The organism is Streptomyces sp. NPDC028289 (assembly GCF_055565975.1).
In genome coordinates, this window is record NZ_JBVHTI010000005.1 from 719642 (window position 1) to 736482 (window position 16841).

Sequence of the window (16841 nt, forward strand, 5' to 3'; positions counted from 1 at the left end):
CAGGTGGCTGGTTCCATCCGTTTCTCACCCCCGCCGTCCCGTTTCGCGTGAAGAAAGTTGCCGCGATGACTGCTGACGTGTCCGAGTTCCACTACGGCCTGGTCACCCCGATAGCCGCCTACCTGATGGCCTGCCTGGGCGCCGTGCTGGCCCTGCGCTGCACAACCCGCTCGATCGGCCGCGGCCGTGGAGAGAAACGTTTCGGCTGGCTGGCCCTGGGCGCGGTGTCCCTCGGCTGCGGCATCTGGACCATGCACTTCATCGCGATGATCGGCTTCAGCGTGGACGGCGCCCTGGTCAGCTACGACGCGGGCCGGACGGTGCTGAGTCTGGTCGTCTGCATCGCGGTGGTCGCCGCCGGCGTGTTCCTGGTCGGCTACCGGGGTGCGGGCCCCGTCACCCTCGGCACCGCGGGTGTCCTCACCGGCCTCGGCGTGGCGGCGATGCACTACCTCGGCATGACCGCGATGAACACCGGCGGCACCGTGCACTACGACACCACGGTCGTCGTCCTCTCCGTGGTGATCGCCGTGGTCGCCGCGACCGCCGCGCTCTGGGCGGCGGTGTCGATCAGCGCGGTCTGGGCGACGGTCGGCGCCAGCCTGGTGATGGGCGCGGCCGTCGCGACCATGCACTACACCGGCATGGCAGCGGTGAGCGTCCACGTCGCCCAGGCGCAGGCGGGCGGCCAGTCCTCGACAAGCCTGCTCGCCTTCCTCCTGGTCATGCTGGCCGGCCCGGTGGCGGCCCTGATCCTGGCGGCGGCGATCGTCATGTTCGACCCCGAGGTCGTGGGCGGCCGACGCGACTGGACCGCCCCGGACCAGCTCACCCCCGCCACGCCCGCGCAGCCCTGGCCCCCTACCGGCAGCCCGCAGTCCCTGGCGGACCGGCGCTACATGCCCTGACCCCGAGCACCCCGGGTGCCGGCGGGAAGGTCAGCCGGCGTCTTCGGCGAGCAGGTCCTCCGCCTCGTGTGCGCGGACCGCCCGCTGCGCCCAGCTCTCGAGCTGCTCCGCGTCGGTGCAGGCCAGCACATGCGCCCGCAGGGCATCCGGCACCACGAGGCCCCGCCAGTCCAGGATCTGCAGGACCATCTCCGCCTTGGCCTGGGCTCGGCCTTCCTCCCGACCTTCCTCCCGCCCCTCTTCCCGAACCTTCTCGGCGACCTCATGCCGGAAGAAGTAGTGGACCGCCATCATCAGCTCCTTCCACGTCCGCCTGGCCTCCGCATCGACCAGGCACGATTCGACGAGCTGCGCGAGCATTCCCGCGCTCTCGGTGTCAGTGGTCTCCAAGGCTGCCGCCAGCGGCTTCAGTATGGCAGCGGCGCCGGGGCCCTTACCATGCGTCATCGCCGAGAACGCCGTGAGGAACACGTCCCGCGAGGCCTCCGCCTCGTCGGTGATCAGCGGGACGTTCTCCGGACCCAGCACGAGCGGCCTCACGGTGAGCGAGTGCCACCCGGGCAGCCCGAGCCGGATAGGCTGCGCCGCCCAGCGGGCCGTGGACGTGCTCTGACACGGGCGTTGAGGGCAGGAGGGCGGATGCCGCTGAGGGGCCATGCCACCGCACGGCAGGTGCGCCTGGGCACGGAGCTACGGCGACTGCGTGAGGCTGCCGGACTGAAGGCGCGTGAGGTGGCAGGGGCGCTGAATTCGACTTCGGCCCAGATCAGCCAGATGGAACTGGGCTTCGCGGGTGTCAGCGAGGAACGGGTGCGTCGCCTCGCTGCGCACTACGCATGTATGGACGAGGCGCTGATCGACGCGCTGGTGGCGATGGCGACCGACCGTACACACGGCTGGTGGGAGGAGTACCGGAACGTGCTTCCTCCGGTGTTCCTCGACACCGCCGAAGCCGAGCACCACGCGACGTTCCTGCGCGAGGTCGTCATCATGCTCATCCCCGGCCTGCTGCAGACCGCCGACTACGCCCGCGCGGTCTACACGTACATGCGTCCCGAGCTGCCCGCGAGCGAGGTGGCCTCCCGCGTGGAGCATCGGCTGAAGCGGCGGGTCGTCATCGAAGGGGAGGACCCCACCCCGTACGAGACGGTCATCCACGAGTTCGCCCTGCGGGTCCATGTATCGGACCGCCGGGCGTCCCTTGCTCAACTCCGGTATGTCCTGGAGCAGATCGATGCCGGCCATGCCGCCGTGCGTGTCATCCCCGTCGCGTACGAGGGTTTCGCCGGAGCCGGAGCTTCGATGATGTACTTGGGCGGTCCTGTGCCCAAGTTGGACACCGGGCTGCGTGACTCGCCCACCGGCGCCGGCTTCTGCGATGCGGAAGCGCAGTTGGAAAAGCTGCGCACCCTGTTTCGCCAGGTGAAGAGCGCGTCCCTGGATCCAGCGGCGTCACGGGACCTCATTCACCGGGTGGCGAAGGAACTGTGAATGCACTGGCGGAAGTCGACGTACTCCAGCGGAGGTGACGGCGACACCTGCGTGGAAATCGCCCCGCTCCCCTCTCGCATAGCCGTCCGCGACTCCAAATCCCCCACCCGCACCCCCCTCACCTTCCCCGCCCCCGCCTTCGCCGCCCTCATCGAGCACCTCAAGGCCGCCTCGGACGAGTGAGCAGGTTCGGCAGGGCGCTCAGGGTCATTCCGGTGGCGCCGATCCACAGCGTGGCCGCCGGGCCGAACGCGGAACCCGACGCACCGCCCAGTAAGCCGCCCAGCGGGATGCCGCCCCAGGAAACGAAGCGGGCGGTCGCGCTCATGCGGCCCAGGAGCCGGTCCGGTGTCAGCGTCTGCTGCACGCTCGACTGGGCCACCACGCGCACCACCCCGCCCAGGGAGAGCGCCGCCAGCCCGAGCGCGGCCACGGTCACGCTCCAGCCCGGCCGGGCCAGCGGCATCAGCGCGGTCAGCGGGCACGTGGTCAGCGGGGCGAGCCGGATGACCGGGCCGGGGCCGAGCCGTCGCGCGGCCCCGGCCGCCAGCAGCGCGCCCAGCAGGGCACCGCACCCCATCCCCGACAGGACCAGGCCGATGCCGAACGACGACAGCCCGATCACCCGCTCCAGGTAGACCAGCAGCATGGCCTGGTACATGACCAGGAAGAGATTGAAAACCGCGTCCCCGACAACGATGGCACGCAGGGCGGGATGCCCGAGGACGAACCGCAGGCCCTCCTTGATGTCCCGCCCCAGCCGCGGGTGTTCGCCCGCCGAGGGCCGCTCCTCCGGCCTGCGGATGCCGGTCGCGAGCAGACCCGACAGGGCCATCCCCAGCGAACTCGCCAGCAGCGTCACGGGGGCGCCGGCCAGCCCGACCAGCGGTCCCGCCAGCGTCGGCCCGCTGATGCCGGTCACCGAGCGGACCGCCGAGAGCCGCGCGTTGCCCTCGACGAGACGGGCGCGGCCCACCAGGTGGGGCAGATAGCTGACGTGGGCGACGTCGAAGAAGACGGTCAGCACGCCGTGGACCAGGGCGACGGCGCAGAGCCACCAGAAGGTGAGGCGGCCCGCCCACCAGGCCACCGGCACCGTCAGCAGGACCAGCGCCCGGGCGAGGTCGGCGGCGATGAGCACCGGCCGTTTCCGCACGCGGTCCACCCAGGCGCCCGCCGGCAGCCCGACCAGGAGCGAGCCGGCCGTGGTCGCCGCGGTCAGCAGCCCGACCCGGAACGCGGAGGCGTCCAGGGCCGTGATCGCGACCAGCGGCAACGCCAGGAAGAGGACACGGTCGCCCAGTTGGCCGAGGGCGGTGGCGGTGAGGAGGCGGCGGAAGTCCGGGTCGTGCAGCAGCCCGGGCCGGGAGGACACTAGCGGTCCACTTCGAACTCGTAGACGACCTCACGGCGGACGTCCGGAACGACCATGTCGGCGGTCTCCACCGGACGGCCGCCGGTGTCGTAGATGGTTCGCTCGATCCGGAGGACCAGATCGCCGGCGCCGATGCCGAGCAGGTTCGCCTGTGCCCGGGTGGCGCGGGCGGGGCGGGGAAGTTCGACCACCGTCTCGACGTCCACACCGATGGACCGCATCCGCGCGACCACCCCCTGTCCCGCCAGCGGCCCCCGCTCGGGCAGTACGACCGGGGTGCCGCCCGTGAGGGCCAACGGCTCCCAGGACTCGGAGAGCTGGACGGGCCGGCCGTCGGCGAGGAACTCGTAGCGCGTGCGGACACAGGGATCACCGGGGGCGATGGCCAGCCGCCCGGCGATGTGCTCGGGGGCCGGGACCCGCACCTCGCTGTGCGCGTCCCAGGCACCCGCCCGGCCCCGCTCCGTGCGGGCGGCGAGCGAGCGTTCGCGGCGCCGGGAGCGGACCATCCGCAGCCGCTCACGCGGCGGGCGGACGTACGTCCCCGAGCCCGCCCGGCCTTCCAGGAACCCCTCGGCGATCAGCAGGTCCACCGCCCGCTGCACGACGTTGCGCCCGACGCCGTACTCCTCGGCGAGCCGTGCCCGGGACGGCAGCCGCTCGCCGAGCCGCCACTCACCCGCGGCGAGCCGCGCGCGCAGCGATTCCGCCGTGGTCAGATACGGCGCTTCCCGGGACATCGGCGGCCTCCGTTCCGTGGTCCCGGACAGGTTCCGGGTTCGGAGTCGGCAAGCTACTGCCCCCGCGGAAAGCTGCTGGAGCAGAAACACGCTCCGTCGATCACCCCGGGTCCGGTGCCTGAGGATCCCAGCGCCTGAACGCTGAGACCCCCCTGGTCAGGAAGGGGACCGGCGGTCTAACGTCCGTCCATGGCAGCCTTCGACCCCTGGGACCCGGACTTTCTGGCCGACCCGTACCCCGCGTACGCCGAGCTCCGTGCCCGGGGCCGGGTGCAGTACTTCGAGCCGACGAACCAGTGGCTGGTTCCGCACCACGCCGACGTCTCGGCGCTGCTGCGGGACCGGCGGCTGGGGCGGACGTACCAGCACCGGTTCACGCACGAGGAGTTCGGGCGGAGTGCGCCCGCGCCGGAGCACGAGCCGTTCCACACGCTCAACGACCACGGCATGCTCGACCTGGAACCGCCGGACCACACCCGCATCCGCCGCCTGGTGTCGAAGGCGTTCACGCCGCGCACGGTCGAGCGGCTCAAGCCGTACGTGGCCCGGCTCGCCGGAGAGCTCGTCGACGGGCTGGTGCAGGGCGGCGGCGGCGACCTGCTCGCCGACGTCGCCGAACCGCTCCCCGTCGCAGTCATCGCCGAGATGCTGGGCATCCCCGAGGCGGACCGCGCCCCGCTGCGGCCCTGGTCGGCGGACATCTGCGGGATGTACGAGCTGAACCCGTCGGAGGACACGGCCGAGAAGGCGGTGCGGGCCTCGGTCGAGTTCTCCGAGTATCTGCGGGTGCTCATCGCCGAGCGGCGCAAGGAGCCCGGCGACGACCTGATCTCCGGGCTCATCGAGGCGCACGACGAGGGCGACCGGCTCACCGAGCAGGAGATGATCTCCACCGCCGTGCTGCTCCTCAACGCCGGTCACGAGGCGACCGTCAACGCCACGGTCAACGGTTGGTACGCCCTCTTCCGCAACCCCGCCCAGCTCGCCGCCCTGCGCGCCGACCACTCCCTGGTCCCCACCGCGGTCGAGGAGCTGATGCGCTACGACACCCCGCTCCAGCTCTTCGAACGCTGGGTGCTCGACGAGATCGAGATCGACGGCACGACCGTCCCCCGCGGCGCGGAGATCGCCATGCTCTACGGCTCCGCCAACCACGACCCGGCCGTCTTCAGCGACCCCGAACACCTCGACCTGACCCGCCGCGACAACCCGCACATCTCCTTCAGCGCCGGCATCCACTACTGCATCGGCGCCCCGCTGGCCCGCATCGAACTGGCGGCTTCCATGACGGCGCTGCTGGAGCGGGCCCCGACCCTGACCCTGTACGCCGAGCCGAAGCGGAAGCCGAACTTCGTGATCCGGGGGCTGGAGGGGTTGAGTGTCGGCGTGGAGTGATCACCCGTTCGGCTGATCACTGACCGATTCCCGTGGTCGGTCGTGAGTGACGGGTCAAGCTGGTGCCTGCCCGCGAAGGGAGGCACCATGACGGTTATGGCAGAGCGCACCTCGTCTCAGATGTCGGTAGACGTGTTCGATCGAATCGCGGAATTCGCCGAGCGTGTGGACGACACCGTCAGGCTCGAATTCATCGACGGACGGATCGGGGTCAAGAAGGTGACGAACGGCGACCACGGCTCGATCATCATGTGGTTGATCCGCCAGTGCATGCAGGCTCGGCCGGAGCTTGACCTCAACCCGACGCAGGGTCTGAAAGTGGAGGCATACCGCCGAGGCCGGGCCCGCCCCGATGGTGCCCTCGCACCCGTGGGTCACTTCGCAGGGCAGGGTGACTGGGCCGAAACCCGTGGGGTGTTGATGGTCGTCGAGGTTACGTCCTATGACTCGGACACCCACAACCGGGACCGGGTCGAGAAACCCCGCGCCTACGCCGAGGCAGGTATCCCGGTCTACTTGCTCATTGACCGCGCCAACCTCACGGTTCTCGTGCACAGCAACCCCGATCTGGAGGACGGATACCGGGACATCCACGTGGTGAAGCTCGGGGGCAAGGTCGTTCTCCCCGACCCCGTCGGCATCGAACTCGACACCGAGGAGCTCAAGCAGTACGTCGGCTGAGAGACAGCCCTCAGCCGGTCACGTCCCGGCGCCTCAGCCCCGTGAGCCCCATGCCCGCCAGCACCACCGCCAGCCCGGTGAGGGTCACCACCGGCTCCCACTCCATGCCCCCGCCCGGCAGCTTCGGCAGGTGACCGAAGGGGGAGAGGTCCAGGACGAGTCTCGGGGCGTTCAGGGCCGGGCCCACCCAGCCGATCAGGAGGACCGCGACGGCCACGCCCCAGGCGGCGGGGGCGAACCGAGGCGCAACCCCGAACAGCAGCACCGCCACCCCGCCGATCACCCACACCGCCGGGAGCTGGACCAGACAGGCGCCCAGGATCGGGCCCACCTCCTTGCCGTAGCCGACGGCGAAGCCCAGGCCCGCGAGGAGCATGATCAGGGCCGCGCCGCCGAAGGCGACGGTGAGGTGGCCGGCCGCCCAGCGCAGGCGGCCCACCGGACCGGCGAGGACGGGTTCCGCGCGGCCCGACGTCTCCTCGCCGTGGAGGCGGAGGACCGACGCGACGACGTACAGCGCGGCGACCAGGCCCAGCATCCCGACCATCGAGGCGAGGAACGCGTCCGTCAGCCCGCTCTGGCCGCCCATCCGCTCGAAGATCTCGCGGGCGCTCTTGTTGTCGCCGACCAGGTCGGCCGCGCCCTCCGTCAGGCCGCCGTAGACCACGCCGGCCAGGAAGAAGCCGAGCGACCAGCCGAGCACGCCGCCCCGCTGGAGCCGCCAGGCGAGCGCGGCGGCGGAGCCGAGGCGGCCGGCGGCCGGGCCGGGGCGGGCGGGGAAGAAGCTCATGCCGAGGTCCCGGCGCCCGGCAAGGACATAGGCCGCGGAGCCCTGGAGCAGCACCGCCGCCGCGAAGAGCAGGAGCACCCACCAGCGTTCGGCGGCGAACGGGCGCAGGTTCTCCAGCCAGCCGAGCGGGGAGAGCCACGTCCACGGCGAGGAGCCGTCGCTCGTCGCCGCGTCGCCCGCCGCGCGGAGCACGAAGGCCGCGCCCAGGACCGCCGACGTCAGGCCCCTCGCCAGGCGGGCGCTCTCCGTGAGCTGGGCGACGACCGCCGCCGTCGTGGCGAAGACCATGCCGGTCGCGGCCAGGCCGAGGCCGAAGGAGAGCGCACCCGCCGTGCCCTGACCCGCCAGGCCCGCGGTGACGAGCAGGGCGAGCACGGCGTTTGCGACCGCCGCCGCCAGCAGGGCCGCGGTCAGCGACGCCCGGCGGCCCACCGCGCCGGACGCCACGAGTTCCGCGCGGCCGCTCTCCTCCTCGTCACGGGTGTGCCGTACGACGACGAGCAGGCTGGTCACGGCCGCGAGGAGCCCGGCGTACACGCCCACCCGCCACGCCGTCAGGCCGCCGAGCGAGGTGTCGTGGAGCGGGCCGATCAGGGCGCGGTAGGAGGCGTTGGTCTGCAACTGGCGGACCAGGTCGGTGCGTTCGGCGTCCGTGCCGTACAGGCTCTTCAGGGTGTTCGGCATGGAGAGGACCATCAGCGCGTTCACCGCGATCCACACCGGGGTGGTCACGCGGTCGCGGCGGAGCGCGAGGCGCAGCAGGGTGCCGGTGCCGGCGAGCGTGCTCATCGGGCGGCCGCCTCGTCCTGGTAGTGGCGCAGGAAGAGTTCCTCCAGGGTCGGGGGCGTGGAGGTGAGGGAGCGGACACCGGTCTCGGACAGCGAGCGGAGTACGGCGGTGAGGTGCGCGGTGTCCACCTGGAGGCGGATCCGGTGGCCCTGGACGTCGAGGTCGTGGACGCCGGGGAGGTGCGCCAACCCGTTGGGGGGACCGGCGAGTTCGGCGGTCACGCTGGTGCGGGTGAGGTGGCGCAGGTCGGCGAGGGAGCCGGACTCGACGGTCCGGCCGGCCCGGATGATGCTGACGCGGTCGCAGAGTTCCTCGACCTCGCTGAGGATGTGCGAGGAGAGCAGGACCGTACGGCCCCGGTCCCGTTCCTCCTCCACGCAGCGCTGGAAGACCTCCTCCATCAGGGGGTCGAGGCCGGAGGTCGGTTCGTCGAGGATCAGCAGGTCGACGTCGGAGGCGAAGGCGGCCACCAGGGCGACCTTCTGCCGGTTGCCCTTGGAGTACGTCCGGCCCTTTTTCGTCGGGTCGAGTTCGAAGCGGTCGAGCAGGTCGGCGCGGCGGGCCCTGTCCAGGCCTCCGTGCAGGCGGCCGTAGAGGTCGATGACCTCGCCGCCGGAGAGGTTGCGCCAGAGGGTCACGTCGCCGGGGACGTAGGCGATCCGGCGGTGCACCTCCACGGCGTCCTTCCAGGGGTCACGGCCGAGGATCTGCGCGGCGCCCGAGTCGGCGCGCAGCAGGCCGAGCAGGACCCGGATCGTGGTCGACTTCCCGGCGCCGTTGGGGCCGAGGAAACCGTGCACCTCGCCGGCCTCGACGGCCAGGTCGAGGCCGTCCAGGGCGTGGGTGCGGCCGAAGGACTTGTGGAGCCCCGCGACCGTGATGGCCTTCGTCATGGCTCAGAACGTACGCTGTCTTCAGAAATTTGTGAAGTTAAGGAAGTGTGGAAACCCCCGCTAGGCTGGTGACCATGACTACGGATGCGATGGGGCGCGATCAGGAGGCCGTCTCGAAGTTCGTCGAGAGTTTCGCGGCACAGCTCGTCGAGGCCGGGATGCAGCGCATGCCGGCCCGGATCTTCGCGGCCCTGCTGTCGTCCGACTCCGGCGCCCTGACCTCGGCCGAACTGGGGGAGCAGTTGCAGGTCAGCCCGGCGGCGGTGTCCGGCGGGGTGCGCTATCTGGCCCAGCAGCACATGGTCGCGCGCGAGCGGGAGCCGGGCTCCCGGCGGGAGCGGTACCGGGTGCACAGCAACCAGTGGTACGAGGCCCTCACCAACCGGGAGGCCGTGATCAGGCGGTGGGAGGGGGCGTTGCGGGAGGGCGTGAGCAGCCTCGGCCCCGACACCCCGGCGGGGCGCCGGATGGCCGAGACGCTCGCGTTCTTCGAGTTCGTCGACGACGAGATCGGCAAGATGATGGAGCGCTGGCGCGTCCACCGCGATCAGCTCTTCGGCGAGGGGCGACCCCTCGCCGAAGACCGCTGAACCTGCCTACATCACGTCCGGTTCCGGCGCCTGACCAGGAAGACCAGCCCGCCGCCGAGCAGCAGCGCTGCCGCGCCGGCGGCAACGGCCACGGGTACGGCGCCGCTGCTGCCGGTGGAGGCGAGGGAACCGCTGTCGCCGGTGGTGGAGACCGTCTGCGTGCCGGGGGTGTTGCCGCCGGTACCGGCCGTCGCCGTCGTCGAAGGCGACGCGGAGGCGCTCGGCGTCGCGGTGGTGCCGCCCTCGACCTCGACCCTGACGGCCGCGGTGTCGTTGCCGTGCGTGTGGTCGAACGTCATGGTGTTGCCGTAGGCCGTGGTCGCCAGGGCCTCACCGGTGGTGGTCGCGGCGTTCGCGCGGATCCGCAGACCGAAGTCGAAGGAGCGGGAGTCCCCGACGGTGAACTGGTTCGGACTCGACTGGCAGAGGTACTGCGCCGCGCCCGGCGTCTGCTCCCCTGTACCGGACTTTGCCTCGTCGTTCCACGGGCTGCAGTGCGCGGGGATCTCCTCCGCCTTGGTGCCGGTGGGGACGGTCACCAGGAGCGCGGGCTGGTCGTCGCTGGCGTTGTAGCCGACCCAGCCCGGACCCTCGTTGCTCAGGGAGACGGTCACGTGCACCAGGTCGCCCGGTGCGCCCTTCGCGGTGGCGCCGCCCGCGACCATGTCGGCGGTGTTGTCGGCGTCGATGTGCTGCCGGTCGATCGCCGTGCCGCCGGTCGCGGCGTCCCCGGCGGCGACGAGGGAGAGCACGGGACCGTCCCCCGGCTTCGGTGCGCTACCGGACAGGGGCAGGGCCTCGTGGCTGAAGTACTCGAACAGGGCCTGGTCCGTCACGTCCAGCCCGACCGGCTGGTCCACCCGGTAGCTCTTGCCGGGCTCGACGACCGTGTCGAACGTGCACAGCGCCTGCTCCGTCAGGACGTAGTCGTCCGCCTTGGAGTACACGCAGTTGGAGTAGTGCTTCGCGTACGAGAGCCCGATGGTGGTGCGCATCTTCAGCTGGACCCCGTCGGCGGCCAGGGTGCCGACGTTGCTGATCGTGATCGGGGTGTCGATCGTGGACCCGGGCTTGTCGCCCTTGCGGGCCGCCAGTTTGTTGACCTTCAGGTCGGTGGTGCCCACGGTCACCTTCGCGGTGGTGGAGACCACGGTGCCGTTGGCGGACGTACCGCTGAGGGTCACCGTGCCGGTGGTGCCGAGCGGGGTGCCGGGCTTGGCGCTCAGGCCGATGAGCGAGCCGGCCGCCTCGCCCTCGGGGACGTCCCGGGCGGGCCAGGTGTAGACGTGGTCGGCGGGTACGGGCGCGTCCGTGGTGACCCAGTCGATGACGTTGCTCAGGTCCGCGCTGATGGTGACGTCCTTGGCGGTGCCGGGGCCGTCGTTGCGCAGGCCCCAGTTCACCATCGTCGGGTCGCCCGTGTTCGGCGGCATCGGCAGGCCCAGGTGGTCGTCCTGGAGCCAGATGTGTACGACCGGGCCGTCGGCGGCCTGGGCGGACGTCACGGGCAGCCATGCGGCGACCGCGGCCGCGAAGACTGCCAGCGCGGCCCCGAATCGGTGCCGGCGGTGGGTCATGGTGGCTCCTCCCGGCGGGGCGCCCCTCGCCCCTGCCACACCACTGAGACACCCGGCGAATGCCGATGGTTGTCCGGGAGTTCACCTTTCGGTCCGGCAGCCCACCGGCCGCACCGGTCACCGGCCCCCCACGCCTACCGCTCCCGCGTCTCCTCCAGCACCGTCCGCCCCAGCAGCGCGTACCGCTCCGGTGCCCGGTGCTTGAGGTACTGCGCGTAGCCGATGCCCGTCGCCGCCATCAGTGCCACCAGCCACGGCGTCGCCTTCAGCAGCAGTGAGCCGGACTCGGTGCCGGCCGCGACGCCCATGTTGGACACCAGCAGGACGACCACGGCGAGCATCGCGACGCCGCCGATGAGCGGGGCGGCGAAGGTCTTGAACCAGTGCCGGCTCTCGGGGTGGTTCTTGCGGAAGTAGACCAGCACCGCGAACGAGCAGACCGCCTGCACGACCAGGATCGCCATGGTGCCGAGGATGGCGAGCAGGACGTAGAGGGCGTTGTACGGGTCCTTGCCCGCGATCCAGAACGCGGCGATCAGGACGGCGGAGATCACCGTCTGGACCAGGCCCGCGATGTGCGGGGAGCCGTGCCTGTGGTGGGTGCGGCCGACGGTCTTCTGGAGCTTCGGCAGGACGCCCTCCCGGCCCAGCGCGTACATGTAGCGGGCGGCGCAGTTGTGGAAGGCCATGCCGCAGGCCAGCGAGCCGGTGATCATCAGCCACTGCATGAGGACGACCGCCCAGTGGCCGACGTAGTGCTCGGTCGGGTTGAAGAAGAGGGCGAGCGGGTTCGCGGAGGAGGCGGCCTTCACGGCCTCCGTCTCGCCGTTGCCGGTGATGGCCATCCAGGAGACGAAGACGTAGAAGACGCCGACGCCGAGGACCGAGATCATCGTCGCCTTGGGGATGATCTTCTTCGGGTCGCGGGACTCCTCGCCGTACATCGCCGTCGACTCGAAGCCGACCCAGGACCAGAAGGCGAAGAAGAGGCCGAGGCCGGCGCTGGTCCCCTTGAAGGCGTTGACCGGGTTGACCGGGGCGAAGGTGAAGCCGTGCGGGCCGCCGCCGTGCAGGGCGACCGAGATCGCCATCGCCGCGAGCACGGTCACCTCGGTGCCGAGGAGGACCACGAGGAGCTTCTCGGCGACGCTGACGCCGAACCAGGTGCCGGTCGCGTTGATGGCGAGCATCAGGATCGCGAACGCCCACCACGGGACGTCGAGGCCGGTCTGGTCCTTGAGCGTCGTGTTGGCGAAGACCGAGAAGATGCCGATCAGCGCCGGTTCGAAGACGACGTACGCGAAGGTGGCGAGCAGCCCCGAGGCCAGGCCCGCGGTGCGGCCGAGACCGTAGGAGATGAAGCCGTAGAAGGCGCCCGTCGAGGTGATGTGCTTCGCCATCGACGTGAAGCCGACGGAAAAGATTGCCAGGACGACCATTGCGACGAGGTAGCTCGCCGGCGCGCCTATGCCGTTGCCGGACGAGACCATGAAGGGCACGTTGCCGGTCATCGCGGTGATCGGTGCGGCGGTCGCGACGGCCATGAAGACCACCCCGAGCAGACCGATCGCGTTGGGCTTGAGCCGGTGAACCGTGCCCTCGCCGCCTGTCTCCGTCGCCGGGGCGACTCCCTCGTCCACTGCCATCGGGGTGGCCCCTCTCCTGCTGTTCGCTGGCTGTACCGAACCGGAACTCTGTAGGCCGAATGAGTCCGTCGAGGGTCTCGGTGCGTTAAATGTTTGTCAACCAGACCTTTAGAAATCTGACGCAATCTGTCGGCAACACCCGGCTCGTACGGTCGCCGCCATGAGCACGTACACGGCCACCCTCGGTGGCGAACGCCACCGCTTCGGCTCCCTGGCCCGCCTGCTGGCCGCCGCGAGCCCCGAACGCTCCGGCGACCGGCTGGCCGGCCTCGCCGCCGCGAGCGCGCGGGAACGGGTCGCGGCCCGCTGGGCGCTGGCGGAAGTGCCGCTCGCCACCTTCCTGACCGAGCCGGTGATCCCGTACGAGGACGACGACGTGACCCGGCTGATCCTGGACACGCACGACACCGCCGCCTTCGCCCCCGTCGCCGGGCTGACCGTCGGCGAGTTCCGCGAGTGGCTGCTGGCCGCGGACACCGGGGCGCTGGCCGCGGTGGCGCCGGGGATCACACCGGAGATGGCCGCCGCCGTGTCCAAGCTGATGGGGAACGCGGACCTGGTCGCCGTCGCCCGCAAGGTCCGGGTGGTCACCGCGTTCCGCTCGACGATCGGTCTGCCGGGGCGGCTCGCGACGCGGTTGCAGCCCAACCACCCCACCGACGACCCGGCGGGCGTGGCGGCCGCCCTCCTCGACGGCCTCCTCCTCGGCTCCGGCGACGCGGTCATCGGCATCAACCCGGCGACCGACAGCCCCAGGGCGGTCCGCGACCTGCTGGACCTCCTGGACGGCGTGATCACCCGCTACGCCATCCCCACCCAGTCCTGCGTGCTCTGCCACGTCACCACCAGCGTGGACCTCATGGAGCGCGGCGCCCCGGTCGACCTGGTGTTCCAGTCCATCGCCGGCACCCAGGCCGCGAACGCCTCCTTCGGCGTGACCCTCGGCCTGCTCGACGAGGCCTACGAGGCGGCGCTCGCGCTCGGCCGCGGAACCGTCGGCGACAACGTCATGTACTTCGAGACCGGCCAGGGCAGCGCCCTGTCCGCGGACGCGCACCACGGGGTGGACCAGCAGACGGTGGAGGCACGGGCGTACGCGGTGGCCCGTCGCTACCGCCCGCTCCTGGTGAACACCGTCGTCGGCTTCATCGGCCCCGAGTACCTCTACGACGGCCGGCAGATCCTCCGGGCCGCCCTGGAGGACCACTTCTGCGGCAAGCTCCTCGGCCTGCCCATGGGCCTGGACATCTGCTACACCAACCACGCCGACGCCGATGACGACGACATCGCCACCATGCTGACCATGCTCGCCGTCGCGGGCGCCTCCTTCGTGATCTGCACGCCGGGCGGCGACGACATCATGCTCAACTACCAGTCGGCCTCCTATCACGACGCGTTGTACCTGCGCGAGGTGCTGGGCCTGCGCCCGGCCCCGGAGTTCGAGGCGTGGCTGGAGTCGGTCGGGCTGCTGGCCGAGGACGGCGGCGTACGCGAGGTCGGCGGCCACCCGCTGGCGGCGATCGGAAGGGAACTGGCCGCATGACCGAGGTGACGACGACCACCGGACTCGACGAACTCTGGCCGCTGCTGCGCCGCCACACCCAGGCCCGGATCGGCCTCGGCCGCTCCGGCTCCGCCCTGCCCACCCGGCACCGCCTGGGCCTCCAGTCGGCGCACGCGGCGGCCCGGGACGCGGTGCACTCGCCGTTCGAGCCGGACACCGTGACGGCCGGGCTGCCGGGGATGCCGACGGTACGGGTCCGCAGCGCGGCCGGTGACCGGCTGACGTATCTCCAGCGGCCCGACCTGGGCCGCCGCCTGCACCCCATGGACCGGGCGCACCTGCCGGCCGGTGACTGGGACCTCGTCTTCGTCGTCGCCGACGGGCTGTCCAGCCGGGCGGTGCACGAGCACGCGGCGGCGGTGGTCCGGGCGACGGCGGCCCGCCTCCCGGACTGGCGCGTCGCCCCGGTGGTGCTCGCCGAACAGGCCCGGGTGGCCCTCGGCGACGACATCGCGCACGCGATGGGTACCGCCCTGGCGGTCGTCCTCATCGGCGAACGGCCCGGCATGTCGGCGGCGGACTCCCTGGGCGCCTACCTGACGTACCGGCCGGTGCCGGGCGTGACGACGGACGCCGACCGCAACTGCCTGAGCAACATCCGGCCGCCGCGGGGCCTCGGCTACGACGCGGCGGCGGGGAAGCTGGCGGCGCTGATGGGGAGGGCGCGGGAGCTGGGGCGGACGGGGGTGGAGCTGAAGGACGAAAGCGATCACGGAGATGTGATCGGTCGGATACTCTGAGTGGTGGCTGGTCTGCGACACGGGGAGGGCGCATCATGACGTTGATGACTGAGCGACCGACGATAAGCGGCACCGAGCCCCGCAGCTTCGAGGCGTTGCTGGACTACCTCGACGAGCTGATCGTGCCTGTCGGCCTCCAGGCCGAGATCATCAGGGGGAGCATCGTCTTGTCGCCGTGGTCGAAAGGGTATTACCAGGACGCCATGGAGCTGGTCTGTGATCAGCTACGGCCGCATCTGCCTGAGGGGTACCGCATCAGCGCTGCCCCGTTCCTCTACGTCTTTCCTGGGGACGAACGTGCGTACGGACCGGATATTCACGTAGCGCCCCGACGAAGCTTTCGGACAGTCAGCAATCGGCTCGATGGAGAGGCCCTGTCTCTCGCCGTGGAGCTGACCTCCAGCTCCACCCGAGACGATGACCTGACGGAGAAGGTCACGGTCTATGGAAGGGCCGGAGTTCCGGTTTATCTGCTCCTCGACATGCAGGAGGAGCTGGCCACCGTGTTCTGGAACCCCTCGCCGAAGGGGTACGAGTCACGGGACACGAGGCCGTTTGGAGAGAGGCTCTCCATTCCGGCTCCCTTCGACTGCATCATCGACACCGCCGGCTTCGAGGCCCCCGTTGAAGAGGGCGAAGCCTGACGGGCTCACCCCGCCCCCGGCACCGTAAGCCCCCATCCCCCCTCCACCACCCGCCAGGTCCGCCGCCGTACCGGCCCCGCCAGGCCGCCGTCCGCCCGGTAGCGGAAGTCCGCGCCCACCACCGTCACCGTGCGGCCCGTGGCCAGTACCGGGGTCGCCTCCGCGCCCACCGACAGCGGGCGTACCTCCACCTCGGCGAGGCCGTCGTGGCCGCCCGGGGTCACCGAGATCCCCTCGACCGGCTGGTCCAGGTCGACGACCGTCTCGCCGTCGACCTCCACCCGCAGCCGTGCCGGCGGGCCGGGCACGGCCAGGGCCGGGGCCGGGCGCGCGGACAGGGAGCGCACGAGGTGCTGGTACGGCCGCAGCCACCCGCGCGCCGGCACCGTCTCCGCGGCCTGGGCCGCGGCCGTCACCGGCGGGATCCGCAGCGCGCCCAGCACCACCCCGTCGCTGTCGTCGACGAGGAGGTCCATCCGGCGCTCCACCCCGTCCAGGACCGCCCGCGCCGCCGCCACCGCACCGGCGGGCACCCCCAGCGCGTGCGCGACGCCCAGCGCGCCCCCGACCGGGACCATGGCCAGCACGCAGTCGGCCAGCTCCCGCCTCCGGTGCAGAAAGGTCACCGCACGGACCAGGGCGCCGTCGTCCCCGACGACCACCGGCCGCCGCGAGCCCCTGCGGGACAGCACACGGGCGAATTCCTCGGGCCCCTCCGGCATGCACACCTTCGCGGCCGCACCCGCGCTGAGCACGTCTTTCGCGATCCGGACGGATTCACCGTCCGTTTCCCTCGCCGCCGGATCGATGATCACCAGCAGCTGATCGGACCTCGCGAAAGTCGCCACCTCGGTCCTGCCTCGCTTCCTCGGGTAGCATCACTGTGCAAGAGCCCCTTGCGCTATTGCGCCAGGGGCTTCGTCTATTCCGGGGCATCCGGTCCGACGGTTGTGCGGCCAACGACGGTCGCGGTGGTACGCGGCGACGAACCTTACGCGTACGCCCCTGACCTTGGACA

Annotated in this window: 17 protein-coding genes; 9 read left to right on the forward strand and 8 right to left on the reverse strand. The window is 71.4% G+C overall.

The window, feature by feature from the left end; genetic code table 11:
- Window positions 1–65 precede the first annotated feature (65 nt).
- Window positions 66–908: an MHYT domain-containing protein gene (locus tag ACZ4UV_RS28080; RefSeq protein WP_467841550.1), complete on the forward strand. Its 843-nt coding sequence runs from the start codon at window positions 66–68 to the stop codon at window positions 906–908.
- Window positions 909–938: 30 nt separating this feature from the next.
- Here the strand turns inward: ACZ4UV_RS28080 and ACZ4UV_RS28085 are convergent, their stop codons facing one another.
- The gene (locus ACZ4UV_RS28085) at window positions 939–1448 is read right to left on the reverse strand and encodes a hypothetical protein (protein WP_467841553.1); all 510 of its coding nucleotides are present in this window, start codon (window positions 1446–1448) and stop codon (window positions 939–941) included.
- 99 nt (window positions 1449–1547) lie between these two features.
- On the opposite strand from ACZ4UV_RS28085, the gene ACZ4UV_RS28090 reads away from it, so the two are divergent.
- Both ACZ4UV_RS28090 and ACZ4UV_RS28095 read left to right on the forward strand, forming a co-directional pair.
- On the forward strand, window positions 1548–2399 hold the full coding sequence (locus ACZ4UV_RS28090) for a helix-turn-helix domain-containing protein (RefSeq protein ID WP_467841556.1): 852 nt from the start codon (window positions 1548–1550) through the stop codon (window positions 2397–2399).
- Window positions 2400–2582, forward strand: coding sequence for a DUF397 domain-containing protein (locus ACZ4UV_RS28095; RefSeq protein ID WP_351487026.1), 183 nt, complete (start codon window positions 2400–2402; stop codon window positions 2580–2582).
- Here ACZ4UV_RS28095 and ACZ4UV_RS28100 read toward each other — a convergent pair.
- Both ACZ4UV_RS28100 and ACZ4UV_RS28105 read right to left on the reverse strand, forming a co-directional pair.
- Window positions 2560–3774 (reverse strand): MFS transporter, encoded by a 1215-nt coding sequence (locus tag ACZ4UV_RS28100; RefSeq protein ID WP_467841559.1) that lies wholly within the window; start codon window positions 3772–3774, stop codon window positions 2560–2562. The two genes, ACZ4UV_RS28095 and ACZ4UV_RS28100, sit on opposite strands and share 23 nt — an antisense overlap.
- Window positions 3774–4514 carry a GntR family transcriptional regulator gene (locus ACZ4UV_RS28105; protein ID WP_451020046.1) on the reverse strand — a complete coding sequence of 247 codons (741 nt, stop codon included), beginning with the start codon at window positions 4512–4514 and terminating at the stop codon, window positions 3774–3776. The genes ACZ4UV_RS28100 and ACZ4UV_RS28105 overlap by 1 nt, the downstream gene beginning before the upstream one ends.
- A gap of 189 nt (window positions 4515–4703) precedes the next feature.
- Between ACZ4UV_RS28105 and ACZ4UV_RS28110 the strand changes: the two genes are divergently transcribed.
- Both ACZ4UV_RS28110 and ACZ4UV_RS28115 read left to right on the forward strand, forming a co-directional pair.
- On the forward strand, window positions 4704–5909 hold the full coding sequence (locus ACZ4UV_RS28110; protein ID WP_467841563.1) for a cytochrome P450: 1206 nt from the start codon (window positions 4704–4706) through the stop codon (window positions 5907–5909).
- Between the two features lie 87 nt (window positions 5910–5996).
- Entirely contained in the window at window positions 5997–6590 is a 594-nt protein-coding gene (locus ACZ4UV_RS28115; RefSeq protein ID WP_451020048.1) for a Uma2 family endonuclease, read from the forward strand.
- Between the two features lie 10 nt (window positions 6591–6600).
- On the opposite strand, the gene ACZ4UV_RS28120 is transcribed toward ACZ4UV_RS28115, so the two are convergent.
- Together ACZ4UV_RS28120 and ACZ4UV_RS28125 are read right to left on the reverse strand one after the other, a co-directional pair.
- Window positions 6601–8169, reverse strand: a complete 1569-nt coding sequence (locus ACZ4UV_RS28120; RefSeq protein WP_451020049.1) for an ABC transporter permease — start codon at window positions 8167–8169, stop codon at window positions 6601–6603.
- Window positions 8166–9062 carry an ABC transporter ATP-binding protein gene (locus tag ACZ4UV_RS28125; protein WP_451020050.1) on the reverse strand — a complete coding sequence of 299 codons (897 nt, stop codon included), beginning with the start codon at window positions 9060–9062 and terminating at the stop codon, window positions 8166–8168. Before ACZ4UV_RS28125 ends, ACZ4UV_RS28120 begins: the two co-directional genes overlap by 4 nt.
- A 74-nt stretch (window positions 9063–9136) precedes the next feature.
- On the opposite strand from ACZ4UV_RS28125, the gene ACZ4UV_RS28130 reads away from it, so the two are divergent.
- Entirely contained in the window at window positions 9137–9652 is a 516-nt protein-coding gene (locus ACZ4UV_RS28130) for a GbsR/MarR family transcriptional regulator (protein WP_451020051.1), read from the forward strand.
- An 11-nt stretch (window positions 9653–9663) separates the two neighbouring features.
- Here the strand turns inward: ACZ4UV_RS28130 and ACZ4UV_RS28135 are convergent, their stop codons facing one another.
- Together ACZ4UV_RS28135 and ACZ4UV_RS28140 are read right to left on the reverse strand one after the other, a co-directional pair.
- Window positions 9664–11229: an LPXTG cell wall anchor domain-containing protein gene (locus ACZ4UV_RS28135; RefSeq protein ID WP_451020052.1), complete on the reverse strand. Its 1566-nt coding sequence runs from the start codon at window positions 11227–11229 to the stop codon at window positions 9664–9666.
- 134 nt (window positions 11230–11363) lie between these two features.
- Complete coding sequence (locus ACZ4UV_RS28140; protein WP_467841569.1) at window positions 11364–12875, reverse strand: APC family permease; 1512 nt, start codon at window positions 12873–12875, stop codon at window positions 11364–11366.
- 160 nt (window positions 12876–13035) lie between these two features.
- Here ACZ4UV_RS28140 and ACZ4UV_RS28145 point away from each other — a divergent pair, with 160 nt between their 5' ends.
- Genes ACZ4UV_RS28145 through ACZ4UV_RS28155 form a run of 3 tightly spaced genes read left to right on the forward strand, consistent with a single transcriptional unit; the run spans window position 13036 to window position 15823 of the window.
- Window positions 13036–14418: an ethanolamine ammonia-lyase subunit EutB gene (locus ACZ4UV_RS28145; RefSeq protein ID WP_467841572.1), complete on the forward strand. Its 1383-nt coding sequence runs from the start codon at window positions 13036–13038 to the stop codon at window positions 14416–14418.
- Window positions 14415–15179 (forward strand): ethanolamine ammonia-lyase subunit EutC, encoded by a 765-nt coding sequence (gene eutC / locus ACZ4UV_RS28150; protein ID WP_467841575.1) that lies wholly within the window; start codon window positions 14415–14417, stop codon window positions 15177–15179. The genes ACZ4UV_RS28145 and eutC overlap by 4 nt, the downstream gene beginning before the upstream one ends.
- A gap of 35 nt (window positions 15180–15214) precedes the next feature.
- Window positions 15215–15823 (forward strand): Uma2 family endonuclease, encoded by a 609-nt coding sequence (locus ACZ4UV_RS28155; RefSeq protein ID WP_467841578.1) that lies wholly within the window; start codon window positions 15215–15217, stop codon window positions 15821–15823.
- 5 nt (window positions 15824–15828) lie between these two features.
- On the opposite strand, the gene ACZ4UV_RS28160 is transcribed toward ACZ4UV_RS28155, so the two are convergent.
- Complete coding sequence (locus tag ACZ4UV_RS28160) at window positions 15829–16671, reverse strand: diacylglycerol kinase family protein (RefSeq protein WP_467841581.1); 843 nt, start codon at window positions 16669–16671, stop codon at window positions 15829–15831.
- Window positions 16672–16841 lie beyond the last annotated feature (170 nt).

Excerpts from the sequence above, each read along its gene's own strand:
- ACZ4UV_RS28080 (WP_467841550.1), top strand. The coding sequence starts at position 66 with ATGACTGCTGACGTGTCCGAGTTCCACTACGGCCTGGTCACCCCGATA.
- ACZ4UV_RS28090 (WP_467841556.1), top strand. The coding sequence starts at position 1,548 with ATGCCGCTGAGGGGCCATGCCACCGCACGGCAGGTGCGCCTGGGCACG.
- ACZ4UV_RS28095 (WP_351487026.1), top strand. The coding sequence starts at position 2,400 with ATGCACTGGCGGAAGTCGACGTACTCCAGCGGAGGTGACGGCGACACC.
- ACZ4UV_RS28105 (WP_451020046.1), bottom strand. The coding sequence starts at position 4,514 with ATGTCCCGGGAAGCGCCGTATCTGACCACGGCGGAATCGCTGCGCGCG.
- ACZ4UV_RS28110 (WP_467841563.1), top strand. The coding sequence starts at position 4,704 with ATGGCAGCCTTCGACCCCTGGGACCCGGACTTTCTGGCCGACCCGTAC.
- ACZ4UV_RS28115 (WP_451020048.1), top strand. The coding sequence starts at position 5,997 with ATGACGGTTATGGCAGAGCGCACCTCGTCTCAGATGTCGGTAGACGTG.
- ACZ4UV_RS28120 (WP_451020049.1), bottom strand. The coding sequence starts at position 8,169 with ATGAGCACGCTCGCCGGCACCGGCACCCTGCTGCGCCTCGCGCTCCGC.
- ACZ4UV_RS28125 (WP_451020050.1), bottom strand. The coding sequence starts at position 9,062 with ATGACGAAGGCCATCACGGTCGCGGGGCTCCACAAGTCCTTCGGCCGC.
- ACZ4UV_RS28130 (WP_451020051.1), top strand. The coding sequence starts at position 9,137 with ATGACTACGGATGCGATGGGGCGCGATCAGGAGGCCGTCTCGAAGTTC.
- ACZ4UV_RS28135 (WP_451020052.1), bottom strand. The coding sequence starts at position 11,229 with ATGACCCACCGCCGGCACCGATTCGGGGCCGCGCTGGCAGTCTTCGCG.
- ACZ4UV_RS28140 (WP_467841569.1), bottom strand. The coding sequence starts at position 12,875 with ATGGCAGTGGACGAGGGAGTCGCCCCGGCGACGGAGACAGGCGGCGAG.
- ACZ4UV_RS28145 (WP_467841572.1), top strand. The coding sequence starts at position 13,036 with ATGAGCACGTACACGGCCACCCTCGGTGGCGAACGCCACCGCTTCGGC.
- eutC (WP_467841575.1), top strand. The coding sequence starts at position 14,415 with ATGACCGAGGTGACGACGACCACCGGACTCGACGAACTCTGGCCGCTG.
- ACZ4UV_RS28155 (WP_467841578.1), top strand. The coding sequence starts at position 15,215 with ATGACGTTGATGACTGAGCGACCGACGATAAGCGGCACCGAGCCCCGC.